Here is a 23,465-nt window from a genome sequence, read left to right on the forward strand (position 1 = left end):
TTAGAGGCACCCGCACGGCGCGGTCTTGCAGCTCCACGTTGGCGACGTGACTTTGGAAACCGGAAACCAGGCGAGCGAGGCGACGACCTCAGGGACCTTGGCCGATCGACAGGCGGCCGAACGCGTCTCCTGTGGCGAGCGCGTCCTCAGTTTCGACGACTACGATCTGGTGCCTCAGCGCCGGTTGCTGCTGCACGCCGGAAGCCCGGTGCGGGTCGGCACGCGCGCGCTCGACATCCTGTGCCTGCTGGTCGAACAGCGAGGCGAGCTCGTCAGCAAGGAGCAGCTGATGAGCTTTGCTTGGCCGGACACCTACGTCCATGAGAGCAATCTCAAGGTCAACATCGCCGCCCTGCGGCGGACCCTGCCCTCCCCGAACCCGCAGTTGCCCTATATCGCCACGGTCCCAGGCCGCGGCTACCGCTTCACCGCCCAGGTTCGGATCGGTACGGAGGTCAGCGCGGCTGTCGTCCCGCACTTGACCCTGCCGTCGGACCTCGTCCTGCCCGCCTCGCCGGCGATCATCGGACGGGACGACGATGTCGCCGCCCTCACCAAAAGCCTGGCCTTGAGCCGCTTCCTGACGATCGTCGGCCCCGCGGGCGTGGGCAAGACCGCCGTCGCCCTCGCCGTGGCCCGCCGCGCCGCCGAGCGCTTCGACGGCGGCGTGGTCTTCGTGGACCTGTCGACGATCGGCGATCCTCGTCTTGTCTGTCCGGCGATCGCCTCGGCGCTCGGCGCGGGCGGGCACGCCAGCGACCTCCTCGCAGGCATCGTCGAGGCTCTGCGCCATCAACGTCGACTGCTGATCCTCGACAATTGCGAGCATGTCGTCTGCGCCACCTGCGTCGTAGCGGATCATCTTCGCTCGCTGCTTCCGGAGATCGGCATCCTGGCCACGAGCCGCGAGCCGCTACGCTCGCAGTACGAAAGCGTTCACAGCCTAGCGCCGCTGGCCTACCCGCATGAAGGACAGAGCCTTGGGCGGGACGCGGCGCTGGCCTTTCCGGCCGTCGCGCTCTTCGTGGCGCGGGCCAACGAGGCGGTCGGCTATGAACTGGACCAGGCCGATGTCGCCGCGGTCGCCGCGATCTGCCGGCGGCTCGACGGCATACCGCTGGCCATCGAGCTGGCCGCGCCTCGCCTGGCCTCGCACGACGTCCGGGGTCTGTTCGAGCGGCTGGAGCAGAGCTTCGAGTGGCTGAACTACGGTCCGCGTAACGCTCCGGCACGCCACCAAGCCCTGCTGGCGACGCTGGACTGGAGCTACCGGCTGCTTTCGGATCGCGAAGCCATGGTGCTGCGGCTCCTGTCGGTGTTCGCCGGGAGCTTCTCCCTGGAAGACGCCGTCGGTCTGGCGGGCGACAGCCAGCTGCTCGACGCCGACCTTGCCTGGTGCGTTGGCAATCTGGCCGCCAAGTCGCTGCTCGCGGCGAGCTTCGCCGACGGGCAGTTGCGCTACCGGCTCTTGGAGGCGACCCGCAGCTATGCGGCCGAACGGCTACGGCAGGCGGGCGAGGAGCCCTGGGCCCTAATGCGCCACGCCGAGCTCGTCCTGCAGTTTTTCGAACGCGCCGAGCATGACTGGCGTTGGCGCCTGCCCAGCGACTGGAGCGCGGTCTATGCCGCGCGACTGAACGACCTACGCAAGGCCGTCGATTGGGCCCTGAGCGCGCCGTCGACGGCCGGGATCGGCTTGCGCCTGACGGCGGCGGCGATCCCGCTGTGGGAGGGTCTGTCACTGGTGGGTGAAAGCCGGCTGCGCGTCGGTCGGGCGCTCGCCTGCGCTCATGACCTTGATGATCTCGATCCGGTGCTGCGCATGAAGTTGAGCCTGGCTTATGCCTGGGCGCTGACCTTCGCCGAGCAGTTGGGACCGCAGGCCGACGAGACCTGGCGCGACAGCCTAGTCCTGGCCGAGAACGCAGGCTCGGTGGAGTATCGACTTCGCGCCCTTTGGGGTTGGGCGGTGCTGCAGTCCTTCACCGGCAGACACAGCCAGGTCCAGGCAAGGCTCGAGGCGTTCGCGGCGATCGTACGTGACGAGGACGAGCCGGATGCGGGTCCGGACGGTGAGCGCCTGGCGGCGATGACCGCCTTCTATCGCGGAGATCTGGACGGCGCCTACGCCAGGCTCGGCGCGCTGGCGCGCGAGCACCGGGAAGCGGGTCATCGCCCGGGGATCGCCCGCTTTCAGCTCGACCGTTTCGTGGCCATTCGCGCCTCTCTGGCGACCGTGGCCTGGATACGCGGCGACGCGGCGCAGGCCCGGCGGGTCGCCGCGGTGGCCGTGAGCGGCGCCGTCGAGATCGGTCACGACGTCTCTCTTGCCAACGCCCTGGCTCTGGCGGCGCTACCGGTGGCGCTGTGGAGCGGCCAGATCGACGAGGCGCAAACGCACCTGGCGGCGCTGATCGAGAGCCATCACCGCCGCGACATCGGCGTCTTCGGCCCGGTGAGCCGGTTCTTCGCCGGCGCGATCCAACATGCGCTCGGCGACGCCGACGGCGTGGACGTCATGCGCTCGGCGGTGGAGGCGCTGACGGCGAGCAACTTCCTGGGTCGCCTGCCCTATTACGCCCTGACGCTGGCGCAGGCCGCGCTCGACAGCGACCGAACCGAAGTGGCGCTGGCCGGCATAAACCTCGCCCAGGATCATGCGCTGCGCCAAGACGAACAGTGGTGCATGCCCGAGGTTCTGCGTGTCCTTGGCCTGATCCAATGGCGCGAAGGCGATCACGACAAGGCCGAAGCGACGCTGCGCCAGGCCATCGGCCTGGCCGAAGCCGTTGGCGCCTGGGCGTTCGCACTCAAGGCGGCCGTCTGCCTGGTCGAGCGACGGCGCGGAACGGGCGGCCTTCCGGACGCGGCAGTCTTGTTGCGGGACCTATGCGCGCGGGTCGATCAGGATGGCGCCAACCCCGATCTGACCCAGGCGTTCGCACTGCTCGGCGCGCTCGACGGCGCCTTGGCCAGGCAGGTGGCCGCCCGCTAGGTCAAGGCTTCAACCAGGCCTCCACGCGACGACTGTTGGCGCTCATCCACGCCCGCGCGGCTTGCCTGGGCGTGCAGGCGTCGAGGCTGACGAGGCGATCCATCTCGATGACGCCCTCGAGACCGATCGTCATGCGCTCCAGGACCTGGCGAACCCGCGGGGCAATGTCGGCGAGCCGCCCACGCGGCGCGGCCAGCACCCCGTCGTTGAAGCCTCCCAGAACACGTTGAGGATCGGACAAGGGGCGCAAACGGCCGTCCCGGTTCAGATATTGCGGCGTCCAGCACGGAAAGACGAACCACCGTCGCTCGGCGGTCGCCGCGTCGAAGGCGGCGATCCAGTCGGCTTGCGACCCGGCGCGCAGCGTGTAGCCAAGATCATCCAGGCCGTAGGCGATGATGGCGCGCTGGGACATGGCGTTGATCGCCGCCATCGGCGCGCCGCCCTGGATGAGCTTGGTCATCCGCGCCGCCACGGACGGGCGCGCCAGGTCGGCGATGGATGAGACCTCCGTCTCGGGGACGTAGTCGGGACTCGCCCAGAAGAACCGCGCATCTCTGTAGAGGGTGGCCACCACCTCGGCGGCGGGACCATACCGCGCCCATTGGGTAGCGTTGGCCTCCGGCAGCCATGCCGTGACCATCAGGTCGATCGCCCTTTCGCCGAGCCGTCGGAAGATCGTCTCGGACTCGTCGGCGACGACGCTTACGCGATGACCCAGCCGCGCCAGAACCTCTTGCACGACTGCGGCGACCACGTCGTGGAAGCCGATGTTGATCTGCCCCAGGATAAGGACATCGCGGTCGTCGGCCCCGGCGCCCGCGATATCCTGGCTCATCCTGGCGAACTCCAGTCGCAAAGACCGCGCGGCGGATTCTGGCGGCGGTGGAAGGGCCTGCACGCGACGCGTGGAGGCCGTCGGGGACGCGGGTTTACGGACCGTAGCTTATTGGGTCGCCTGCGGGGGGCGAGTAAAGCCTTGTCAATTGCGGTGAGGATCAGCGGCCAGCCAGCCACGGTTGCGCAGGGCAATCGCCCGCCCGGGTTCTTGTCGAAATTTCACCGCGCTTAATTTCAGGCGCTCGCGTCGGACCGTTAGCCTCCGCCAACAAGGCGGAGGCGCGAGATGAGTTTCTTCGAGAGCATGGTGGCGCTTTTGTCGGTCGCGATCCTGCTTCTGCAGCTCGCGCGGCGGACCAAAGCGCCCTACCCGGCCATGCTGGCGGCCACGGGCGTGGTTCTGGCCTTGCTTCCGCAAGCGCCCCGGATCCACCTGGATCCGCATACAGCCTTACCGCTCTTCATCGCGCCGGTGCTGGTCGACGCCGCCTTCGACTTTCCGCTCACGGCGCTTCGCCGCTACTGGCGCCCGCTGGTCGCCTTGGTGGTGGTGGCGGTCCTGCTCACGGCCGCGGCGGTGACCGCGGCGGGTGTGTGTCTGGCTGGCCTGCCGTTCTGGGCGGCTCTGGCGCTGGGAGCGATCGTGGCGCCGCCGGACGCCGCGGCGGCCACGGCGGTTCTCAGCCAGGTCAGCATGCCCAGGCGATCGGTGACGGTTCTCAAGGGCGAGAGCCTGCTCAACGATGCTTCGGCGCTCCTGCTCTTCAGCGTCGCGACTTCCGCCCAGACCCATGGCGCGGTCGACGGGGTGCTGGCGTTGAAGATCGCGCTGGCCGTGCCCGGCGGGATTGTCTTCGGGATCGTGGTGGGCCGTCTCTTCCGCTGGTTCACGCCGCATCTGCACGGCACGCTGGGCGGCAATCTCCTGGATCTCGTCAGCACGCTGGCCGTCTGGCTGATCGCCGAGCGCTTGGGCCTTTCGCCCATCCTCTGTCTCGTGGCCTTCGCCATGACCATCGCGCGGACGGCGAGCCTGTCGACACCGCCGCGCTCGCGCATCCACAGCTATGCCGTCTGGGACACCGCCGTCTTCCTGCTCAACGTCCTGGCCTTCCTGCTGATGGGGCTGCAGGCGCGCACCATCGTGGCCGACATGTCGGCCGCGCGGCTTGAGCAGGCGGCCTGGTTCAGCGCCGTGGTGGTGGCCTGCGTCATCACTATCCGCATGGCCTGGCTCCTGACCTACAACCGTCTCGCCGCGCGCTACCGGTTCTTCCGCGGCTCGCTCGAGCCCGCGCCCTTCAAGCAGGGAGTGCTGATCGGCTGGTGCGGTATGAGGGGTCTGGTCACCCTGGCGACGGCTTTCGCCCTGCCAGCTGCTTTCCCGCAACGCGATCTTATCGTCCTTTGCGCCTTCGCCGTGGTTCTGGCCACGCTCGTGGTCCAGGGCCTGAGCCTCGCGCCCCTCGTCAAGCTCCTGGGTCTCAACGACCAGAGTGACCTTTCGGTGGAGTTGGCCAGTACACGTGCGGCCATGGCAAGCGCGGCGCTCGAAACCTTCGCGCAGGAGACCGGGCCCGCCGCAGAGCACTGGCGCTTTGCGCTTCAGGCGCGCGAGACGGCGGCGAACTTCGAAGCTCCCTGCGTGAAGCTGGCCCAATGGCGGGCGCTGGGCCTCAAAACAACGCGTCGCCAGCGCACGCGGCTAGACGAACTCTGCCTTGCTCAGGCGGTCGGCCCCGACGCCTTCCTGATCATCCAGGAAGAGCTCGACTTCACCGAGGTCGCCCTGGGCAACGATCGCGAGCGTCACATCGAGGAGAACTGACGCCTGGCCAAGCACGCCGAAGATTCACCAGAACTTACTGGCGAAGCTGGCCCCAACCTCGAACCATCCCTCGTGAACCGGAAGAGCCCGCCCCAGGCCCCGCCGGGCCACTTTGCGACCGTCTCCATGCCGGAGGGCCGCCAACGAGGAAGGACCGACCAGATGAAAGGCAAGCTCTCCGCTCTCACCCTGGCGCTGCTGGCGAGCGCCGGCGCCGCCTTGGCCGGCCCGCCCAACCACTCGACCAGCGTCGTGCTGGTCCACGGCGCCTTCGTCGACGGCGCCGGCTGGAAGGCGGTCCACGACGAACTTACCAACGACGGCTACGAGGTGCTCGTGGTCCAGAACTCGACCGAGACGCTCACTGGCGACGTGGCCGCCACCAAGCGCGCCATCGCCGATGCAAAGTACCCGGTCGTGCTGGTCGGCCACTCCTATGGCGGGGCGGTGATCACCGAAGCCGGTGGCGATCCCAAGGTGCGCAGCCTGGTCTATCTCGCCGCCTTCGCGCCCGACGCGGGCGAGTCCGTCCAGTCGCTGCTGGGCGGCTTTCCCAAGGATGCCCCGCCCGTGCCGATCGTGGCCAAGGACGGCTTTCTGACCTTGGACAAGGACAAGTTCCTGGTCCAGTTCGCGCCCGATGCGCCCAGAGACGTGGCCGCTTTCATGGCCGCCTCGCAGGTGCCGTGGGGCCAAGCCGCGCCGGCGACCAAGATCATCGTTCCGGCCTGGCGCGCCAAGCCGACCTATTATGTCGTCACCGGCGACGATCTGATCATTCCGCCATCGGCCCAACGCGACATGGCCAAGCGCGCTTCGGCCAAGACCACCGAGGTCAAAAGCAGCCACGCCATCATGATCTCGCACCCCCACGAGGTCACCACCGCCATCGAGACGGCGGCCGGGTCGGCCAATTGACCCGGCGCCCCGGGGGCTGGCGACAGCCCCCGGGGCTTGTGTCCCCACCCGCCAGACAACGGATCGAAAGGAGTGACCAGCGCGGTGATGCCCTCTCTTGATGATCGGTTCGGGGCTGACACACACCTTCATCCTCCCCGCGAGTGGGGCGATCTGCGGGTCGAACATCGACGGATCGACCCCGGTTCGTTGAAGCCCGCCTCGATGCAATGTGTTGTCGCTACAGTTGCTTTGGCAGGTCGCGCCCCGTTTGAGCGGGAAGCAAACGGGGTGCTCCGTCGGGGGTTCATCGAACAGGGGATGGCGTCGATCGATCCCATCGGGCTTCAGGAGACGGTGTCGCAGATCAAGGCGCCGGTCGAGTTCCTGCACATGTACCTGGCGCCGGCGGCATTCGATCTCAGCGCGGAGGCAGACTTCGACCTCGATCCAGCCAAGACCCGCCTGGCCTTTGCGGGCGGGATAAGGGACCCGCTGTTGGTGCAAATCGCGCTCGCGTTGCGGGCGATCGTGTCGCGTCCAGAAGAGGTTACAGATAGGCTTTTCGTCGATGGCGCACGCTCGATGCTCGTCGCCCATCTGCTGTCAAAGTACGGATATGACCGATGGCAGCGTCACGGCGCCGAACCGGACCTTGATCCCCGAAGGCTCGCGCGGGTCATGAACTACATCGAGAGCCACTTTGCCGAACCGCTAGCACTGGCAGAATTGGCCGAGCAGGCCTGTCTCAGCGAGTATCATTTCTGTCGTCTGTTCAAGAAGGCGACGGGTCTCTCGCCGCACAGATATGTCACCGAGCGGCGCATCCGGGATGCTCAGGTCCGCTTGGCGCGGGGCCGCGCGTCAATGAGCGAGGTTGCGCTTGAGGCGGGGTTCGGTTCGCAGGGCAACTTCAATCGCCTCTTTCGCCGGCATACGGGAATGACGCCGCGTCAGTTCCGGACCGAGCAGCGCGATTGAGGGTGGTTTTTCCCATTCAGCAGGAAACGCACGAAAATGCGCAGGAACGGCGAATACTGCCGGGCCACTTCGGAGGATAACGCTTCCGCATCACCGAGCGGGTGTTGCCACGGCAAGGCTCGTCGGAGCGAAAGACCTCTCAGGTCAACGCATGAATCTTTTCAACCGGCTGATGCCTAAAAGCCTATATGGAGCGTTTCGATGTCCACGATCACTACAAAAGACGGCGTAAACATCTTCTACAAGGATTGGGGATCAGGTCAGCCGATCGTTTTCAGCCACGGTTGGCCGCTGACGGCGGACGACTGGGATGCCCAGATGATGTTCTTCCTCAATCACGGGTATCGGGTGATCGCCCACGACCGGCGCGGCCACGGCCGGTCCGACCAGCCCAGCGCCGGCAACGACATGGAGCACTGGGTTGCCGACCTAGCGGCCCTGACCGAACACCTCGACCTGCGCGACGCGATCCATATCGGGCATTCGACAGGTGGCGGTGAGGTGGCTCGCTATGTCGCTCGCTACCCCGAGCGCGTCGCCAAGGCCGTGCTCGTCGCCTCCTTGACGCCGAACATGTACAAGAGCCAGGACAACCCGTCCGGTCAGCCGCCGGAGTGGTTCGAAACCATTCGCGCGGGGATGCTGGCCAACCGTGCGGAATTCTTCCGTTTCGTCCCGGAAAATCCGTTCTACGGCTACAACCTCGATGGGGCCGAGCCTTCGGAGGCGATCATCGCAAACTGGTGGCGCCAAGGCATGGCCGGCGGCGCGCTTGCTCACTACGCGACTGTCGCCTCTTGGCTCGAGGATTATACCGAAGACCTCAAGAAGATCACCGTGCCGGTCCTGGTGATGCATGGCGAGGCTGACCAAGTCGTCCCGTTCGCCAGTTCCGTGCCGCGTGCGGTCGACGTGCTCAAGAACGGGTCGCTGAAGACCTATCCCGGCTACCCGCATGGCATGCTGACCACGCATGCGGATGTCCTGAACGCCGACCTGCTCTCGTTCATCAGGTCTTGATGACATCTCTCCCCGGTCATCGCCTATGGTGAAGACCGGGGGGCGTAAATTGAGGAGGGTTCGAGTTTCGTCTTAGTGACGAAGGACGAACAAGAAGCTCAAACTCTCCTCGATGCCGGCAAATCGCAGTGAAAATGCCGAGGCTCCCGATGGGCCTCACCCCGTCGAGCGTCACGCCGGCGGCTATCCGACGGCTTGGTCCTGGGCGGGCTTTTCGGGCCCAAGACCAAGCCGAAGAGGATCACCGGCGCATCGGCTGCCGGCGCCAATAGACGAGCGAGCGCCACATCCATTCTAGCGGGCCATAGGTGAAGGCGCGCAGCCACAAGGCGCTGACCACGAGATTCACCGCCCAGACGCCCAGGATGGCGTAAATCTGCTGATAGTAATCGAGCGCCCCATAGAGCTTCCAAGGCCCCCAGGCGAACAAGACCTGACAAAGCAGGCTCGTCAGGATGTAGTTGCTGAACGCCGTGCGTCCGACATTGGCCAGAGCCGCCGTCATGCCCCTGAGCCACCCGCTCTTGACGACCAGCAGGACGACCGAAGCGTTGGCGATCGCGCCAGCGAAGATCTCCACGGCGTAGGGCTGATAGATCCAGCGGGTCACCGAAGCCACGGTGAAGCCCTTGGCGACGACCATCGCCACCCCGGTCAGCACGATCGGCGCGGCGACGCCATAGCCCACTAACGCCGTCGTCAGGTAGGTCGCTCGGGACCGCGCGCCGGTCAGGAAGCCGGACTTGAAGAGCCCCATGCCCAGCAACATGCTGCCGGTGACTTCGAGGATCCAACCCGAGCGGAATAGCATGACGACGAAATCGAAATAGCCCGAAGCTCGCGACGGGACGCTATCCAGGTAAGGCTGGCGACCCTGCGCGATGCTCCGCTCAATACCTGCAGGTTCGGCCGCCTTGGCTTTGGCCTCGTCTTCGATGGCCGCCTTTTGCGCCGGCGACGGCGCATAGCCCTCGGCCAGCGCGACCGCGCCCTCGGCGCGCAGACGTTCGGCGCTCAGAACCTGCGGGACGTCCATGGCCCGCACGACGCCCAAGGTACCGCCCAGCACCCCGATGACGAGCCCCACCACGATCAGGCGTTTGGCGGCCACGTGGCGGAGCGGAAACATCACTAGCAAGGCCACTAGGGCGTACTGCGAGAGAATATCGCCCTGCCAGATCAGCGTCCCGTGCACGATACCAAACAGCAGCAGCCACATGTTGCGACGACAGAAGATGTCGGCGGCTTTGGCGGAGGGACCGCGCGCCTCGATGCGGCTGGTGATTAGAACGATGCCCGCGCCATAAAGGATCGAGAACAGCGTGCGCATCTTGCCTTCGAAGAACAGCCACTTGATCGCGAAGATCACGAGGTCCAGCGTCGCGTGCCAGCCGACGAAGGCGGGCTTGGCCACGCCAAGGGGCACGTCGTGAAGGGCGGCAGGGCCGCTGAAGCTCTCGATGTTCAAGACCAGGATGCCCAGCAGGGCGAAGCCGCGCAGGACGTCGAGCGCGGCGATGCGCTGGGTCGGCGCGACCGGCCCGTCCACGGCGGCGCTCGGTGCCCCGCCCGCTTCTAGGTCTGTCGCGATCTCATGTGATGTGTACTGCACCATAATACTCCGGTTCGCGCGACGAGCTCGTGGCGCGTTGACCGCCAGCAGGGCCGACGACGTCGGAAAGCAGCTGGCGGATAGGCGGCGCTGGCTAGCGCGGTCGGTCCGGCAACGTTGGTAAAATGTCGTGAAATGGCAGGCAGCACCGAGACTTGCTCCGTGGTGTAGCTTGGGCAAATCAAGCGCCGCTCCCGGTTTTGCCCGGCGTGCGCCACGGTGTGTGATGAGCCACAGCCCCTCGGACCGGCGTCGGCCCTCAGCATGCGAATTTCCGCGCTTACCTCCGCGGGCCAAAGCGGATTAGAGCCGCTCCATGCCTCTGCCCGCCGCCCTCGCCGCCGCCCTCATCGCCTGCACCGCCCCGACCGTTCACGATGGCGACACCCTGCGCTGCGGTTCCGAGCGGGTGCGGCTCTTCGGCGTCGACGCGCCCGAGGTGCGCCGCGGCCAGACCCCAGCCGAGCCCCTCGCCTACGAGGCCCGGGATGAGTTGATCCGCCTGACCCGTGGCCGCGTGGCCTGCCGGTTCGTCGAGCGCGACCGCTATGGCCGGTTCGTCGGCAAGTGCTGGTCCAGCGCCAGTCCGGACGTCAACGCCGCGCTCATCCGCTCGGGGCTCACCACCGAGTATCGTCGCTACAGCAAGGGCGCCTACGCCAAGGCCGAAGCGGACGCCAAGGCGGCCGGTCGCGGGCAATGGGCCAACGGCGCGACCTCGGCCAAGCCATAGAGGCGTAAGCCCGAACCGCGCCTTCGAGGACAGGACGGGCCGCCCCGGGCGACGCCTCAACCGGGCTTGGGCAGACCCGCGGCCAGCAGTTCGTCCTGGGTCACGTACCGTCCCGAACCATAATAGGCCTTCAAGCGCGCCGGGTCGTTCTGACCGGGATCCATCAGCCAGCGCGTGTGCCAGGTCATGAACCACAGCCAATCGGCCTGGGGTCCGAGCAGGGCTGGATCCGGGACTGGCCCGTTCTCATGCAGGCAGATCGGCACGCTGTCGCCGACGATCGCCTTGACCGCCCCGAACATCGGCTCGAGCGCGCCGTGGTCCTCGACATAGATGTCGGCGCCGGCGACATCGACGCGCTCACGCCCCGGATACCAGGCCGGATCGACGTTCTGGCCGGCCCAGCCCAACACCCAGATCAGGTTGTCCAGGCCCCGGCGGCGGGTGAACTCGTCATGCATCAGCGCCCACAGCGCCTTGAAGGCCGCCGGCCCGTGCTTGCCCCACCAGAACCAGTCGCCGCTGAACTCGTGCAGCGGCCGCCAGAGCACCGGCACGCGTCGGTCGCGCAACACGGTCAGGAGGTCGGCGATCGCGTCCAGGTCGCGATGCAAAGCCCGGTTCTGCGGCGTCCCCGGCTTCAAGGCGGCGACCAGGTCGAAGTCCTTCTTGGAGTTCTCGTACCCCGTCCCGACGTCCGGCGCCCCCCAGTGCCAGCACAGGGTGACGATCCCGCCCGAGCGATGCCAAGCCGTGGCCCGCTCGTTGACCGCGGCGTTGTCGCGCGGATCCATGTAGTCGAGGCCGAGGATGGCCGGCTGGCGGCCGGTCACCCGCGCCAGGTAATCCAGCTCGACCCGAGGGCCCGCGCGGGCCACGCCCAACTCCTGCTGGCCGGTCAGTGTCTTGCGGCCGTAGAGGCTCCAGAGAAAGTCGTAGAGGGCGCGGGCCTGCGCCGAAGGCCGAGGATTGCTCAGGCGGCGTGAGGACGCCGCCTCGCCTGCCCCACCAACCGCCGCCAGCGCCAGGCCCGTGGCCAGGGTCGAGCGCCTGGAAACCCTCATGCCGTTCCCCTCTTGTCCCTGGCCCCTAGCCACGCTCGGAGAACCGGTCATAGGCGTCGATGCGCCGGGCCAGCAGGTCGATCTCGCCGCCGTAGATTTCCTGGCGCAGGAACAAAAGCTCGGCGTCCTTGTCGGCCTCGGCGACATCGACATACCAGCAGCGCGAGGGCACGGCGTCATCGCCGTTCCAGCGATAGCCGCGAGCCTTGAGCCTGTCCTTCATGGCGAAGGGCGAGTTCTCGGCCCAGATCCGCCAGGTCGGAAGGCGCGCCCGCTCCAGCAGGGCGGCCAGGGCCGGAACGCCGCTTCTGGGCAGGTCGGTCGCCAGCAGTTCGATGGCCGCGGCGCAGTCATTGACCGCCCGGTGACGGTCGTAGAAGAACCCGGCCCCGGCGGCGAGCCAGGCCAGCTTTACGCCCTCGTGCCCCTCGGCGGCCCAGTCGACCTGGCTCATCGAGCAGGCCCAAGGCTTGGTGCGGAACACCTCGCAGAAGCGCTCGAGGAAGCGGCGGTCGAAGGCGGCGTTGTGGGCGATGACCAGCGCGGCCGGCGCCGCGGCGGCCGTCACCGCGTCCAGGTCGAGGGTTTGGCCGGCGACCATGGCGTCATTGATGCCGGTCAGGGCGGTGATCTCCGGCGGGATCGGCCGGGCCGGCTGGCGAAAGCCGTGGAAGGCCTCGCCGATCTCGTAAATCCGCCCGTCCATCCCATAGCGGAACGGGACCATGGCCAGTTCGATGATCTCGTCCTGGCGCCAGTCCAGGCCCGTGGTCTCGACATCGACGAACAGGCCCGTGCGGACGACGACGCCGTCGGGGATCGCCACCGGCGGCCGCGGGACCAGCCGGCGCAGCACCCGGTAGTCGCCGCTTTCCTGCAGCGCCGCGGCCATCGCTTCCAGATCCAGAGCCGGCTCCTCCATACCGCCCGCATAGCATCAGAGCCGTTTCCCAGGCCAGCCAAGGCCTCATGCGGATCGATCCCCACTTCGCGTTCCGGTCGATTGACTCCCGGCGGCCAGTGAGAACAATTAGAGAACAACCTGGACATCCGCCATGCCCCCTCCCCCGCGTCGCGGGCGCCTCGCCGCGCCCGCCGGCCAGCCGCCCCGTGTCTGGCGCAAGAGCATCGAGAAACTGACGCGAAAGCGCGAACACACGGGCGATCTTTCGAGCCGCACGCTCTACTTCACCTTCCCCGGCGCCCGCCGCGCTTCGCGCAGCAACGTGACCTTCGTCTCGCCCGAACACGTCCCCGAGTTCGACGGCGAGGAGGCCTGGTTCGAGATGGCGCTGACGGCCGGCGTCCCCTGGTCCTATTGGCGCGCCGTGCGCCAGGTCGATCCGCCCGCGACCGCCGGACGAGACGACGAGGCGCGGCGATGAGCGTCCAGCCCAGCCTCTTTGACCTGCCGCCCGCGCCGCGCCGGCCGATGCCGCAAGGCTTCGCCTACCAGCCCGACCTGATCGGCCCGGCTGAGGAGCGCGACCTGGTGGGCCGCTTCGACGGCCTGGCCTTCAAGCCCTACGAACACCTGGGCTATCTGGGCAATCGCCGGGTCGCCAGCTTCGGCTGGCGGCGGGACGACAGCGGCCAGATGATCGAGACCGGCGAGCCGATCCCCGACTTTCTGCGCCCGCTGCTCGACAAGGTCGCCGCCTTCACGGGCCTGCCCCGCGACAGCTTCCGCCACGCCCTGGTCACCGAGTACGCCCCCGGCGCCGGCATCGGCTGGCATCGCGATCGGCCGCCGGCCGTGGCCATCGCCGGCGTGTCGCTGGTCTCGCCCTGCAGCTTTCGCCTACGGCGCAAGACCGGCCAGACTTGGGACCGGGCCACGATCGAGGCCCAGCCGCGCTCGGCCTACCTGATGAGCGGCCCGGCGCGCAGCGACTGGCAGCACAGCATCCCGCCGGTCGAGGCGCTGCGTTATTCGGTGACGTTCCGGACCGTGCGCACGCCAAGGCCAAGCTACTGACGGATACGTGTTGGCCCCTGGCGAAACCCCAAACGGCGCGACAGCGTTGGGGCCGGGGACGGAGGACCCAGCATGATCGAACGAACCTACCAGCAAGGCGACCAGGTGCTGCGCACCGGCGTCAACCTGCCCCATCTGGGCGTCTACAGCGGGCAGGTCTACGAGGTCGAGGACTTCGAGCGCCATCATGCCGAAGGGCTCTATGTCCGCGGGGTGCCCGAGGGCCTAGACCCGGACAGCTTCCAGCCTATCGAGGCGTGATGTCCGTGAAGGTCGGCGCCGCCGCGTGAAGATCGCCACCTTCAACATCAACAACGTCGTCAAGCGCCTGGACAACCTGATCGACTGGCTGGCCGAGGCCGAGCCAGACGTCGTTTGTCTCCAGGAGCTCAAGGCCGAGCAAGGCGCCTTTCCCGCCGAGCCGCTGGCCCAGTTGGGCTACAACGCCGTCTGGAAAGGCCAGCGCAGCTGGAACGGCGTGGCGATCCTGGCGCGCGAGGCCGAGCCGATCGTCACCCGCACGGCCCTGCCTGGCGATCCGGCCGACACGCAAGCCCGTTACATCGAGGCGGCGGTCAACGGCGTGCTGGTGGCCAGCCTCTACCAGCCCAACGGCAATCCTCGGCCGGGCCCCAAGTTCGACTATAAGCTGGCCTGGTTCGAGCGCCTGATCGCCCACGCTGAAGACCTGCGATCCAGCGGCGCGCCGGTGGTGCTGGCCGGCGACTACAACGTCGTGCCCACCGAGGCCGACATCTATCAGCCGCACTCGTGGGCCGACGACGCGCTGCTGCAGCCGGAGGTGCGAGCCGCCTACCAGCGCCTACTGGATCAAGGCTGGAGCGACGCCCTGCGCCAGCTCCATCCGACCGGACCGCTTTGGACCTTCTGGGCCTATCTCCGAAACCGCTGGCCGAGCGACAAGGGCCTGCGGCTGGACCACCTGCTGCTGACGCCGGATCTCGCCGATCGCCTGGTCGAGGCCGGCGTCGACCGCTGGGCGCGCGGCGAGCAAGAGGCCAGCGACCACGCGCCGACCTGGATCCGGCTGGCCGACTAGCTGCACACGTTCCCCTTTAGTTCCAAACCCGCTAGACTGCGACCATGGGCGAGCCCGGGATTCGCAAGATCATCCATATCGACATGGACGCCTTCTATGCGTCGGTCGAACAGCGCGATGATCCCAGCCTTCGCGGCCATCCTCTGGCGGTCGGGCACGGGGCCCGGCGCGGGGTGGTCGCCGCCGCCAGCTACGAGGCCCGCCAGTTCGGCGTTCGCTCGGCCATGCCCTCGACCACGGCCCTCGCCAAGTGCCCGCAGCTGGTGTTCGTCCCGCCCCGCTTCGAGGTCTACAAGGCCGTCTCGCGCCAGATCCACGCGATCTTCGCCGACTACACCGACCTGATCGAACCCCTGTCGCTGGACGAGGCCTATCTCGACGTCACCGCCAACCGGCGCGGTCTGGAGACGGCCTCGCAGACCGCCCGGGAGATCCGCGCGCGGATCCTGGAGGCCACGAGCCTGACCGCCTCGGCCGGGGTGTCCTACAACAAGTTCCTGGCCAAGCTGGCCTCGGACCAGAGGAAGCCCAACGGCCAGTTCGTGGTCCCGCCCGGCAAGGGCGAGGCCTTCGTCCAATCCCTGCCGATCGGCCGCTTCCATGGGGTGGGCGCGGTCACCGAGACCAAGATGAAGCGGCTGGGCATCCATACCGGCGAGGACCTGCATCGCCAGAGCCTGGCCTTCCTGCAGCACCATTTCGGCAAGTCGGGACCCTGGTACTACGCCATCGCCCGCGGGCAGGACCACCGGCCGGTCAATCCCGACCGGGTGCGCAAGTCGTCGGGCTCGGAGACCACCTTCGACCAGGACCACACCGCGCCCGAGCCGATCGAGGCCGGCGTCCTGGCCATGGCTGACGACGTTTGGGCCTGGTGTGAGAAGACGAGCGCCCGGGCCCGCACCGTCACCGTCAAGATCAAGTGGGCCGACTTCCAGCAGGCCACGCGCAGCCGCTCCCTGCCCGCGCCGATCGCCGATCGCGAGACCCTGCGCCAAACCAGCCTGGATCTGATCCGTTCGGTCTATCCGCCGCGCCTGGGCATCCGCCTGGTGGGCGTGACCCTATCGAACTTCGACCAGGCCATCGCCCTGAAGGACGAACAGCTAGGCCTTGGCCTTGACGTGGCGCCCAGCGGCGTGTCGATGGCCCTCAACCCTGCTTAGGATCCAGACCATGTCGTCCCGCCGTCGCCCCAGCGCCCGGATCCTGACGCCCGCCGGCTGGGCCGGGATCGCGGCGATCATCGGACTGGCAGGCGGGGCCGGCATGGCCCTGTTGACGGTGTTCACGCCGCGTTAGGTCCAAGCGCCTTGGCGCGACACCACCGACCCGAATGTCCGCGCATTATCCTTCACCCGCCCAGGCCAAAGCCGGCGCGAGCCTGGCGACCGAAACCGCGATCGCCAGAAACGCCCTCGATGCGCCTTAGGCCGGCTTGGCGCCCGGCGTCCCGCACTTGGCGAACTTGCCCTTGGCGTCCTTACACTTGGTCGGCTTGGCCGGGGCGCTGGCGGCCGGGCATTTGATGAACTTGCCTTTGGCGTCGCGGCATTGGGCGGCGAAGGACGGGCTGGAAACAGCCAGGGTCAGCAGGGCGGCGGCGGCCAGGGCCAGGGTGCGGCGCATCGATCAGTCTCTCCGGTCGGGGAATCCGACGGCCAAGCCTGACTGAGGATCGGTGACGCTTTGATGGCGCCGCACCACCGCCGCCGCGCCCATCTGCGATCGCCCGGGGCGGACGCTCCTGGAAATAGTCGGGACCGCCGCTACCGGACAGCGCCGCCGCGACCAGCCTGAGTTTCAGGCCGCGCGACCCTCTAGGCCGCGCAGCGGTCCAGCGGCTCGAAGGCGGCGATCGCCGACCCCTGCGCCACGGGGCGCGCCACGGATGCGGTGCTCGGGGCCGGCTTGCGGCGCATCAGCACCACCCCGCCCGCGAACACGGCCAGGGCCGCGACCACCAGACCGACCTGAGCGACATCCAGGCTCGGCAGGACCGACAGGCCCTTGCCGGCCAGATAGCCTGGCGAGACCAGGGCGCCGACCCACACGAAGGCCGAGGCGACATTGGCGACCTGGAAGCTGTGGGCCTTCATTCGCGCCATGCCGGCCATCACCGGCACGAAGGCGCGCAGCGGGCCGAAGAAACGGCCCAGGAAGATCGAGGCGACGCCATAGCGGCGCGAGAACAGCCGCGTGCGGGCGATCGTCCGGCGGTGCGGCCGCAGGAACGGCAGGGCCAGGACCCCACCGCCCAGGCGCCGGCCCAGGCCATAGGAGACCGCGTCGCCGAGCGCCGCGCCGGCGACCGACCACAACACCACCGACACCGGATCCAGGGCGCCGGTGGCGATCAGACAGCCGGCCAGCAGCATCAGGGCGGTGGCCGGCACGAAGGCGCCGATCAGCACCAGCGACTCCAGGAAGGTCGCCAAACCAAGCACCAGGCCGGCCCAGGCGCGGTGGTCGGAGATCAGGGCGGACAGCGGGGCGAGATCGAAATGCATGGCGGATTTCCTTGGACCCAACCAACATGGGAAGCCGCGACGCGGTTGCGAGACCGATCGGTATCATCGGGCGCTAAAAACGGCCTCTGTGGCCGATCCGCATCAGCAACCAAACGGCGCCAGAGACTCGCCCCCGGCGGGTCTTGCGGCCCCAAGGTGAAACCCCGGTCAGTCTCCATGAACCTGGCCAGCACCGACGCGATCAGCGTGACCGGCTCGGCGACCTTGGTTCCGGTCTCGGCGTCAACGCCCTTACGCTACTGGGTCACCTTCAGAACGGTTCGTCCCTCCCGCCGAGACTTAGGCGGCAAGCAGTCCTCCGCTAGCGCGTCCAGAACACATGCACCTCGTCATGGCCGGTCTCGACCGTGAACACCTCGCCGCCCAACTGCGCGTCACGGGCCATGGCCTCCCAATCGATATAGAGGCGCAAGGCGTCCGGAATGACCGTGGTCTCCTCCGTCAGCTCCTGAAAGCTGTCGGCGAGGCTGGAGAACAGCCCGCGATATTGCTCGTCCAAGGCGCTCGTCGCCGCCTCCAGGTCGCCGCTGAAATGCTCGAGCACCAAGGCGCCGAGATGGCCGCGCTCGCGCAGGAAGCCGGCGATCTCGACGAGGTGGTCGAGATCGGCATATTCGCTGACCTCGACGCCGCCGAAATCCTCATGGTCGTGAATGGCGTATTCCTCGGCCTCCGCCACCGGCGAGGCGGCCAGCATGGCGGCCACCGCCTCGCGCACGGCCTTGGCGTCATCCTCCACGGCGATCCAGGCGCCATGCAGCCGGCCGCTACTATAGGCCGCCAGGCAGGCGACATAGATGCGAGGCTCCAGCTTTTCAGCGGCTTGTCCCATCTTCCTCATCCTTCAAGCAGGGGTTCAGCATGAACCCTTGCCCGTCGGCGAGACCGGGGGTGCAAGCGGAGGGGCGGCTTCGCGGGGACCCGGCTGCAGGGCAAAGCCCGAAGCTGGGCGGAAGGCGATCCGAAGCGCGCCGGGGGCGGAGCCCCAAGTCTCGCTAACCGGCGGCGAGCCGCCCCTTCCAAACCCGGTCTGAAATATTTTCATCGGCGCCGGTGCCCGAACCGGTCTGCTCGGTCGTCACCGAACAGCACGACGCCTATCGTCGGCTTGGAGTTCGGACCCCATTGCTAGTGTTTGCGTTTTGCCGCCGCTTCCGGGTCGCCGGCGCCGCCCCCCTCCGTGTGTCGTCGCCCCCGCCGATCGACCGGGTTCGCCTCGCCTGATGTCTCGACCAGACAAGACCGAAGACGGCGCAAGACCACGCCGCATCGCGCCTCGACGCGTTCGAAGCTCAGGCTTTGGCCTCTTGCCGCGAGCCCTCTGGGATACCTGGGACGACCCGCCAAGCTTCGGGGACGCGTTCGACCTGCATCTTCGACGCCACGACGAGGACTGCGGCAAGGTTCGACGCATGCTCTGTCGGCGCGGCGAAGAGATCGAGCTTTCGACCCTGCGCGCCTGGCGGCAAGGACGTTCGCTGCCGCGCGGCGCGATCGCGCTGCAGTTTCTGAGTGCGCTCGAAAGGCGTTACGCCCTACCGGCGGGCTACTTCAGGGCCAAGGCCCGAAACGAAGACGCCGACGTCCCTTCGGCCGCCCCACCTACCGCGCGCGCCGAACCCAGACCGCAACCCACGCCGAGATCGCTCCGGGTTCGGTCCAAACGGCCCGCGCCGCCGGCGACCGCGTTTCCGCGGCCCTTGTGGACCGACTGGATCGATCCTCCCGATTTCCCCGCGGCGCTCGACCTGCATATCCGCCGCCACGGCGACACCGGCCACGGCCTGGCCAAGATTATCTGCGAGCCGGGCGAAACGATCGCGGCGTCGACCTTCTATGTTTGGCGTCGCGGCGAACACGCGCCTCGCAGCAGCAAATGCTTGCGGATCCTGGCCGCCCTGGAGAGGCGCTATGGCCTGCCGAGCGGTTATTTCGCGACCAAGCTCCCCCACCCGGGACGCATGGTCACCAATGCGGAGATCTTGCCCCGCTCCGTATGCCAACGACGACGGCTAGCCTGGCACCTGCCCGACGATTTCGATCGCCTGCCCTTGGCCAAGCGCGAGGAAATCGTCGAGTGGGTCGAGACGGTCGTGATCAGCGGCACGACCGATTATCGCCGCTATCAGGCGGCCGCCGTGAAGCAGCGCTATGCGGTTCAATTCGGAGACGTGGCCGCTCGCCCCACCGCCGTCACTTTATCGGCGAGCCCATCGCTGACCGAGAGATTGGCCGATCCGGGCGCGATCGAACGTGATCGGCCCGCCGGCGCGATGACGGCGCCGCCGGCCTTGGCGGAGGAAGCCGCGGACCTATTCGAGTTCAAGACCGCCACGTTGTCGTCACGTGGTCGACGACGCAACGGCATCTGGAATGGCGAGACGGCCGACCAGAAGATGGAACATTTTGGTCTTTTGCTCGGGGCTCTGGCCGCTTCTCCAGACGGCCCGGTCAAGGGCTACGGCGCGCCGACGCGTTGCCTGACCTTCGCGCTCCTGGTCTTTCCATCGGTTTGGGACTGGTACCTTCGATGGCGCGAAGCCAGGCGCGGTTTCTACACGCAATGGGAAACCGAGATGTTGACCATCGGGGCTAGCCTGACGCGGGCGGAGACGGGCTGGCTTCGCCAAACGCCCGGCCTGGCCGAACGCCTGCGGCCGATCGAGGGCCTGATCACCCCCAAGGACGTCCAGGCGGCGAACGACGACTGGGAGGGTCTATGTGATATCCAGCATCGGCATGCGCTTCTAAGGGCCAAGGAAATCGCACGGGTCAGCCGAATTCACCGCGACCCGTTCGAACCCATCTTGCCCATTCTCGAGGCCGAAAGTCCGGTTGGGGAATATCGCAAGATCACCGAGGAGATCCTGCGCCGGCGCCCCCAGGCGCGGCTCTATCCCCAGTCGGCGGCCGAAGCGACCCGGGCCTTCTTGATGTTGAGGTTGGGCCTGCATCTTGGCCTTCGCCAGAAGAACCTGCGCCAGCTCTTGGTGAAACCGCGCGGCCAGGCGCCGACCAACGAGCGGCAGCTGGAAGCGCTAAAGCGCGGCGAGCTTCGCTGGAATTTGCGCGAGGGCGTGTGGGAGGTGCTCGTGCCGGCCGCGGCGTTCAAGAACGCCGGCTCCTCCTATTTTCGGAAGAACCCGTTCAGATTGGCGCTTCCCGATCTCGGCGGCCTCTATCGCGAGATCGACGATTGGCTGCTCACGCACCGCGCCGTGCTTCTACGAAGCGCCGACGATCCTGGCACCTTCTTCGTCAAGACGGTCAAGGCCAAGAGCCGGAGCGCGGCTTACGACTCGACGAGCTTCTACGAGGCCTGGCGGCTGGCGATCCAACGCTACGGAATCTACAATCCTTATACCGGCCACGGCGCGATAGAGGGCCTGCTGCCGCACGGGCCGCATAACGTGCGCGACGTCCTGGCCACCCACGTGCTCAAGCAGACGGGCTCCTACGAGCAGGCCAGCTACGCGATCCAGGACACCCCCGACACCATCGTCGAGCACTACGGCCGCTTCCTGCCGCAGGACAAGGCCGCCCTCGCCGCGACCGTACTCAACAAGGTTTGGCTCGACGCGTGACGGACCCGGCCTCAGGCGCTTTCCAAGAGCTTGGCCGCTTGAAACAGGCCGGTCTTTGAAAGCCCCGTCTTCAGCTCGCCCACCAAGTGCGCGCTCTGGTCGGCGGCCACGGTCAGCGCCTCCGGAGTCAAGGCCTTCTCCAGATCATTGGCGTCCCAGCTCTTGACCCGCTGCTTGGCCAGCGCGTGAACGACCACGCTGCCGATGTGCAAGGCCATGTCGGCTCGAACCTTTTCCAGGACGAGATCCTGAACCTGCTCCCAATCGAACCCGCCTCGGTAATGTAGTTCAAGATCAGAGATCTTGCCGGCGACCGCGTCGTAGAGGCCGTTGAGGTAGAGGACGTTGGTCGTGCGGACGTACTTGGCCGCGCGATCTACGAGGCCCTCGCTCTCGATCTGGTCGGGCAAGTCCAGCCAGGTGATCTCCGGCGCGTTCGACACCAGCTGCACGGCCCTGCGCTTCTTGACCGGCTTGGCCGGCGCGGGCGCGCGGTGCTCGCTCGAAGTCGTGCGCGGCTTGCGCGGCACGTCGGGTTCCGCGTCCGGATCAGGTTCCGGCGACGCATCGGGCGGCACGTCCTCGTCCACGATAAACATCTCGGGCTCGGGACCAGCCTCGCGGGGCGCAGGCGCCTCCACCTCGCCGAGTTCGTCGTTTACGTCGTCGGACGGCTCCAAGGCCTCGGCCAGACGCAGGGTCGCGCCCGACTTCGGCTCGGCCGGCCGCTTGGAGCCGGGTTGATCATGATCGCCAATCTTGATCAAGGCGGCCTTCAGGAGCCTTTCCAGCTCGAGGCGCACCGACGTCATGTCGGAGGCTCGCTTGGGCCGCGTGGCGTCGTCGACGATCGCCCGGAGCCAAGGGGGCATGGCCTCGCGGACTTGAAGCTGGAAGTTTTCGACCTCCACCCGCGACCCGTCTTCCTCCCAGTAGAGGTCGAGCCGATAAGCCCCTTCCTTGACGGGTGCGTCGTCGGGCAGGTGTACGAGCACGGTCACGTTGGTATGGACGTACGGCAGCCCGTAGCCCGCCCCGATCTTCTTCCAATCGACGCCGATCTTGGCGTCGTACATTTCGCCCTGCCAGACGATCGCCGCCCGGCTCGGCTGACCAGCCAATTCGTGGCCACCAAAGACGTTGTTGCTGCCGCCCAGCGTGGGCAGGTAGACGAACTCGATCGCGACGCCATCGTCGAGCTCGACACGTTCGGCGCGGAGCTTGGCATGATCGCCGCCCCAATGGGCGATCCCGTCCGACAGCAGACGAAGGCGGCTCGAACCCTTACGGCCGTGCAACGACACGTCGGCTTCCAAGGAGACGTGATCGGGGATCGCGTAGAACCGGTTGAAGATCTCGGTCAGCACTTCGCGCTGGGTGCCGCCGCCGGTGTTGGCGCCATACGGGAACTTAGTGGTGTCTTGATCGGGCGATTGGCCAAGGCAAACGACCTCGGTCCAGTCGATATCGACTCGGCCGCCTTCGTCCAAGACCTCCTGGGTCGCGTCCCACACCGAGTCGTAGTCGCTCTCGCCGTCGTCGGTCTCGATCTCGGCGCGCACTCGAACGTAACACTCGCCCACCCGCTTGAGCAGCGTCTCGCTCACCTGGCCCTCGCGGCAGGACCGAAAGCGTACGCCCTCGTGGTTCCAGGGCAGCGAAGCGACCTTGGCGCCCTCGCCGCGGTTCTTGCGGCCTTCGAGGCCGTGGTCCTTGCGGATCGAGGAGGATAGATCGGTGGCCTGTCGCAGCTCCTCGCCCGTCATGCCACGTCCGGTGTTGAAGACCGAAAGCTTCCGGACGCCGTCGACCATGATGGCTCGCAACACGATCCGGCGCTGCCCGTTTTCTTCGGGCGTGAGCTCGGCTTCGATGCCGTTCTTGACCAGTTCGCGCTGCTGCAGACCGCGAGGGCAGGTGTCGATGCTCTTGGTGACGTGGAAATTCAAGTCATGCACGCCAATAGCTTCGTAACGCTCGTTCTGGTTCACGCGTGTTTCCTCCGAACCAATTCGGCCAAGTACGCTACGCTTTCGGGTACTCTCCTCAGACGCTTGAGCTGGAGATCGTTACGTACGCGGTAAACCGCGCCGATCCGCTCGCCGCCCAACAGGGCGACATAGGACTTGCCGCTCGAAGCAATGCCGACCGCCTTGGCTTGCGGCGCTCCGGGCGATTTTAGAAACGCTACCATGGCCCGGCGAGCAACGTCGGCTTCGACATCGACAACGCTGGCCTTGTCGGCAGCGTCACGAAGATCCGAGAGCGTCATGCCGGAAAGGTCGATCATCGGGCCAGACCAAAAGTAGAACATTCACACAGTGTTTCTACACACATAGGCT

General features: G+C 67.2%; 22 protein-coding genes and 1 pseudogene. 13 read left to right on the plus strand and 10 right to left on the minus strand.

From position 1 onward, the window contains the following. Nucleotides 1–25 precede the first annotated feature (25 nt). Nucleotides 26–2,995 carry a winged helix-turn-helix domain-containing protein gene (locus ASD47_RS20120; protein ID WP_082564711.1) on the plus strand — a complete coding sequence of 990 codons (2,970 nt, stop codon included), beginning with the start codon at nt 26–28 and terminating at the stop codon, nt 2,993–2,995. Between the two features lies 1 nt (nt 2,996). On the opposite strand, the gene ASD47_RS20125 is transcribed toward ASD47_RS20120, so the two are convergent. Beyond that, the gene (locus tag ASD47_RS20125) at nt 2,997–3,833 is read right to left on the minus strand and encodes a glycine betaine ABC transporter substrate-binding protein (protein WP_056760283.1); all 837 of its coding nucleotides are present in this window, start codon (nt 3,831–3,833) and stop codon (nt 2,997–2,999) included. A 288-nt stretch (nt 3,834–4,121) separates the two neighbouring features. Here ASD47_RS20125 and ASD47_RS20130 point away from each other — a divergent pair, with 288 nt between their 5' ends. From ASD47_RS20130 to ASD47_RS20145, 4 genes are all read left to right on the plus strand, one after another. Then, nucleotides 4,122–5,663 carry a sodium:proton antiporter gene (locus ASD47_RS20130; RefSeq protein WP_056760285.1) on the plus strand — a complete coding sequence of 514 codons (1,542 nt, stop codon included), beginning with the start codon at nt 4,122–4,124 and terminating at the stop codon, nt 5,661–5,663. A 162-nt stretch (nt 5,664–5,825) separates the two neighbouring features. Then, entirely contained in the window at nt 5,826–6,581 is a 756-nt protein-coding gene (locus ASD47_RS20135) for an alpha/beta hydrolase (RefSeq protein WP_056760287.1), read from the plus strand. A 300-nt stretch (nt 6,582–6,881) separates the two neighbouring features. Beyond that, the gene (locus ASD47_RS20140; protein ID WP_162251690.1) at nt 6,882–7,541 is read left to right on the plus strand and encodes a helix-turn-helix domain-containing protein; all 660 of its coding nucleotides are present in this window, start codon (nt 6,882–6,884) and stop codon (nt 7,539–7,541) included. Nucleotides 7,542–7,742: 201 nt separating this feature from the next. Continuing rightward, complete coding sequence (locus ASD47_RS20145) at nt 7,743–8,561, plus strand: alpha/beta fold hydrolase (RefSeq protein WP_056760291.1); 819 nt, start codon at nt 7,743–7,745, stop codon at nt 8,559–8,561. Between the two features lie 241 nt (nt 8,562–8,802). Here the strand turns inward: ASD47_RS20145 and ASD47_RS20150 are convergent, their stop codons facing one another. Beyond that, complete coding sequence (locus tag ASD47_RS20150) at nt 8,803–10,176, minus strand: DUF418 domain-containing protein (RefSeq protein ID WP_082564713.1); 1,374 nt, start codon at nt 10,174–10,176, stop codon at nt 8,803–8,805. Between the two features lie 313 nt (nt 10,177–10,489). On the opposite strand from ASD47_RS20150, the gene ASD47_RS20155 reads away from it, so the two are divergent. Further along, nucleotides 10,490–10,906 (plus strand): thermonuclease family protein, encoded by a 417-nt coding sequence (locus ASD47_RS20155; RefSeq protein ID WP_056760300.1) that lies wholly within the window; start codon nt 10,490–10,492, stop codon nt 10,904–10,906. Nucleotides 10,907–10,962: 56 nt separating this feature from the next. On the opposite strand, the gene ASD47_RS20160 is transcribed toward ASD47_RS20155, so the two are convergent. Together ASD47_RS20160 and ASD47_RS20165 are read right to left on the minus strand one after the other, a co-directional pair. Continuing rightward, nucleotides 10,963–11,970 carry a glycosyl hydrolase gene (locus ASD47_RS20160; protein ID WP_235525966.1) on the minus strand — a complete coding sequence of 336 codons (1,008 nt, stop codon included), beginning with the start codon at nt 11,968–11,970 and terminating at the stop codon, nt 10,963–10,965. Between the two features lie 25 nt (nt 11,971–11,995). Then, the gene (locus ASD47_RS20165) at nt 11,996–12,892 is read right to left on the minus strand and encodes a 3'-5' exonuclease (protein WP_056760304.1); all 897 of its coding nucleotides are present in this window, start codon (nt 12,890–12,892) and stop codon (nt 11,996–11,998) included. A 133-nt stretch (nt 12,893–13,025) separates the two neighbouring features. Here ASD47_RS20165 and ASD47_RS20170 point away from each other — a divergent pair, with 133 nt between their 5' ends. The 6 genes from ASD47_RS20170 (at nt 13,026) to ASD47_RS27980 (ending at nt 16,310) form a co-directional block, all read left to right on the plus strand. Beyond that, on the plus strand, nt 13,026–13,355 hold the full coding sequence (locus ASD47_RS20170) for a hypothetical protein (protein WP_056760306.1): 330 nt from the start codon (nt 13,026–13,028) through the stop codon (nt 13,353–13,355). Beyond that, entirely contained in the window at nt 13,352–13,948 is a 597-nt protein-coding gene (locus tag ASD47_RS20175; RefSeq protein ID WP_056760308.1) for an alpha-ketoglutarate-dependent dioxygenase AlkB, read from the plus strand. Before ASD47_RS20170 ends, ASD47_RS20175 begins: the two co-directional genes overlap by 4 nt. A 72-nt stretch (nt 13,949–14,020) precedes the next feature. Further along, entirely contained in the window at nt 14,021–14,209 is a 189-nt protein-coding gene (locus ASD47_RS20180; RefSeq protein WP_056760310.1) for a hypothetical protein, read from the plus strand. Nucleotides 14,210–14,234: 25 nt separating this feature from the next. Next, a complete protein-coding gene (locus ASD47_RS20185; protein ID WP_056760312.1) occupies nt 14,235–15,008 on the plus strand; it encodes an exodeoxyribonuclease III in 774 nt (257 codons plus the stop codon). 44 nt (nt 15,009–15,052) lie between these two features. Continuing rightward, nucleotides 15,053–16,174, plus strand: a complete 1,122-nt coding sequence (gene dinB, locus ASD47_RS20190) for a DNA polymerase IV (RefSeq protein WP_056760314.1) — start codon at nt 15,053–15,055, stop codon at nt 16,172–16,174. A 10-nt stretch (nt 16,175–16,184) separates the two neighbouring features. Further along, entirely contained in the window at nt 16,185–16,310 is a 126-nt protein-coding gene (locus tag ASD47_RS27980) for a hypothetical protein (RefSeq protein ID WP_255355531.1), read from the plus strand. A gap of 126 nt (nt 16,311–16,436) precedes the next feature. On the opposite strand, the gene ASD47_RS20195 is transcribed toward ASD47_RS27980, so the two are convergent. The 4 genes and pseudogenes from ASD47_RS20195 to ASD47_RS20205 all read right to left on the minus strand — a co-directional run bounded on the left by ASD47_RS20195 (nt 16,437) and on the right by ASD47_RS20205 (nt 18,371). After that, a complete protein-coding gene (locus tag ASD47_RS20195) occupies nt 16,437–16,637 on the minus strand; it encodes a hypothetical protein (RefSeq protein WP_028040524.1) in 201 nt (66 codons plus the stop codon). A gap of 191 nt (nt 16,638–16,828) precedes the next feature. Further along, complete coding sequence (locus tag ASD47_RS20200; protein WP_056760316.1) at nt 16,829–17,518, minus strand: DedA family protein; 690 nt, start codon at nt 17,516–17,518, stop codon at nt 16,829–16,831. Beyond that, nucleotides 17,485–17,748, minus strand: a pseudogene (locus tag ASD47_RS26750) (DUF2274 domain-containing protein); the annotation flags it as partial. The gene ASD47_RS20200 and the pseudogene ASD47_RS26750, both read right to left, overlap by 34 nt. Before the next feature lie 92 nt (nt 17,749–17,840). After that, nucleotides 17,841–18,371, minus strand: a complete 531-nt coding sequence (locus ASD47_RS20205) for an antirestriction protein ArdA (protein WP_056760318.1) — start codon at nt 18,369–18,371, stop codon at nt 17,841–17,843. A 475-nt stretch (nt 18,372–18,846) separates the two neighbouring features. On the opposite strand from ASD47_RS20205, the gene ASD47_RS27740 reads away from it, so the two are divergent. Beyond that, nucleotides 18,847–21,123 carry a hypothetical protein gene (locus ASD47_RS27740; protein ID WP_235525967.1) on the plus strand — a complete coding sequence of 759 codons (2,277 nt, stop codon included), beginning with the start codon at nt 18,847–18,849 and terminating at the stop codon, nt 21,121–21,123. Between the two features lie 11 nt (nt 21,124–21,134). Here the strand turns inward: ASD47_RS27740 and ASD47_RS20215 are convergent, their stop codons facing one another. Both ASD47_RS20215 and ASD47_RS20220 read right to left on the minus strand, forming a co-directional pair. Then, a complete protein-coding gene (locus ASD47_RS20215; protein ID WP_056760320.1) occupies nt 21,135–23,114 on the minus strand; it encodes a hypothetical protein in 1,980 nt (659 codons plus the stop codon). Then, nucleotides 23,111–23,413, minus strand: coding sequence for a hypothetical protein (locus ASD47_RS20220; protein ID WP_156402335.1), 303 nt, complete (start codon nt 23,411–23,413; stop codon nt 23,111–23,113). The genes ASD47_RS20215 and ASD47_RS20220 overlap by 4 nt, the downstream gene beginning before the upstream one ends. Nucleotides 23,414–23,465: the final 52 nt, after the last annotated feature.

This window comes from Caulobacter sp. Root1472 (genome assembly GCF_001426985.1).
GTDB classification, from domain to species: domain Bacteria; phylum Pseudomonadota; class Alphaproteobacteria; order Caulobacterales; family Caulobacteraceae; genus Caulobacter; species Caulobacter rhizosphaerae.

Excerpts from the sequence above, each read along its gene's own strand:
- ASD47_RS20125 (WP_056760283.1), bottom strand. The coding sequence starts at position 3,833 with ATGAGCCAGGATATCGCGGGCGCCGGGGCCGACGACCGCGATGTCCTT.
- ASD47_RS20130 (WP_056760285.1), top strand. The coding sequence starts at position 4,122 with ATGAGTTTCTTCGAGAGCATGGTGGCGCTTTTGTCGGTCGCGATCCTG.
- ASD47_RS20135 (WP_056760287.1), top strand. The coding sequence starts at position 5,826 with ATGAAAGGCAAGCTCTCCGCTCTCACCCTGGCGCTGCTGGCGAGCGCC.
- ASD47_RS20140 (WP_162251690.1), top strand. The coding sequence starts at position 6,882 with ATGGCGTCGATCGATCCCATCGGGCTTCAGGAGACGGTGTCGCAGATC.
- ASD47_RS20145 (WP_056760291.1), top strand. The coding sequence starts at position 7,743 with ATGTCCACGATCACTACAAAAGACGGCGTAAACATCTTCTACAAGGAT.
- ASD47_RS20150 (WP_082564713.1), bottom strand. The coding sequence starts at position 10,176 with ATGGTGCAGTACACATCACATGAGATCGCGACAGACCTAGAAGCGGGC.
- ASD47_RS20155 (WP_056760300.1), top strand. The coding sequence starts at position 10,490 with ATGCCTCTGCCCGCCGCCCTCGCCGCCGCCCTCATCGCCTGCACCGCC.
- ASD47_RS20160 (WP_235525966.1), bottom strand. The coding sequence starts at position 11,970 with ATGAGGGTTTCCAGGCGCTCGACCCTGGCCACGGGCCTGGCGCTGGCG.
- ASD47_RS20165 (WP_056760304.1), bottom strand. The coding sequence starts at position 12,892 with ATGGAGGAGCCGGCTCTGGATCTGGAAGCGATGGCCGCGGCGCTGCAG.
- ASD47_RS20170 (WP_056760306.1), top strand. The coding sequence starts at position 13,026 with ATGCCCCCTCCCCCGCGTCGCGGGCGCCTCGCCGCGCCCGCCGGCCAG.
- ASD47_RS20175 (WP_056760308.1), top strand. The coding sequence starts at position 13,352 with ATGAGCGTCCAGCCCAGCCTCTTTGACCTGCCGCCCGCGCCGCGCCGG.
- ASD47_RS20180 (WP_056760310.1), top strand. The coding sequence starts at position 14,021 with ATGATCGAACGAACCTACCAGCAAGGCGACCAGGTGCTGCGCACCGGC.
- dinB (WP_056760314.1), top strand. The coding sequence starts at position 15,053 with ATGGGCGAGCCCGGGATTCGCAAGATCATCCATATCGACATGGACGCC.
- ASD47_RS27980 (WP_255355531.1), top strand. The coding sequence starts at position 16,185 with ATGTCGTCCCGCCGTCGCCCCAGCGCCCGGATCCTGACGCCCGCCGGC.
- ASD47_RS20195 (WP_028040524.1), bottom strand. The coding sequence starts at position 16,637 with ATGCGCCGCACCCTGGCCCTGGCCGCCGCCGCCCTGCTGACCCTGGCT.
- ASD47_RS20200 (WP_056760316.1), bottom strand. The coding sequence starts at position 17,518 with ATGCATTTCGATCTCGCCCCGCTGTCCGCCCTGATCTCCGACCACCGC.
- ASD47_RS20205 (WP_056760318.1), bottom strand. The coding sequence starts at position 18,371 with ATGGGACAAGCCGCTGAAAAGCTGGAGCCTCGCATCTATGTCGCCTGC.
- ASD47_RS20220 (WP_156402335.1), bottom strand. The coding sequence starts at position 23,413 with ATGATCGACCTTTCCGGCATGACGCTCTCGGATCTTCGTGACGCTGCC.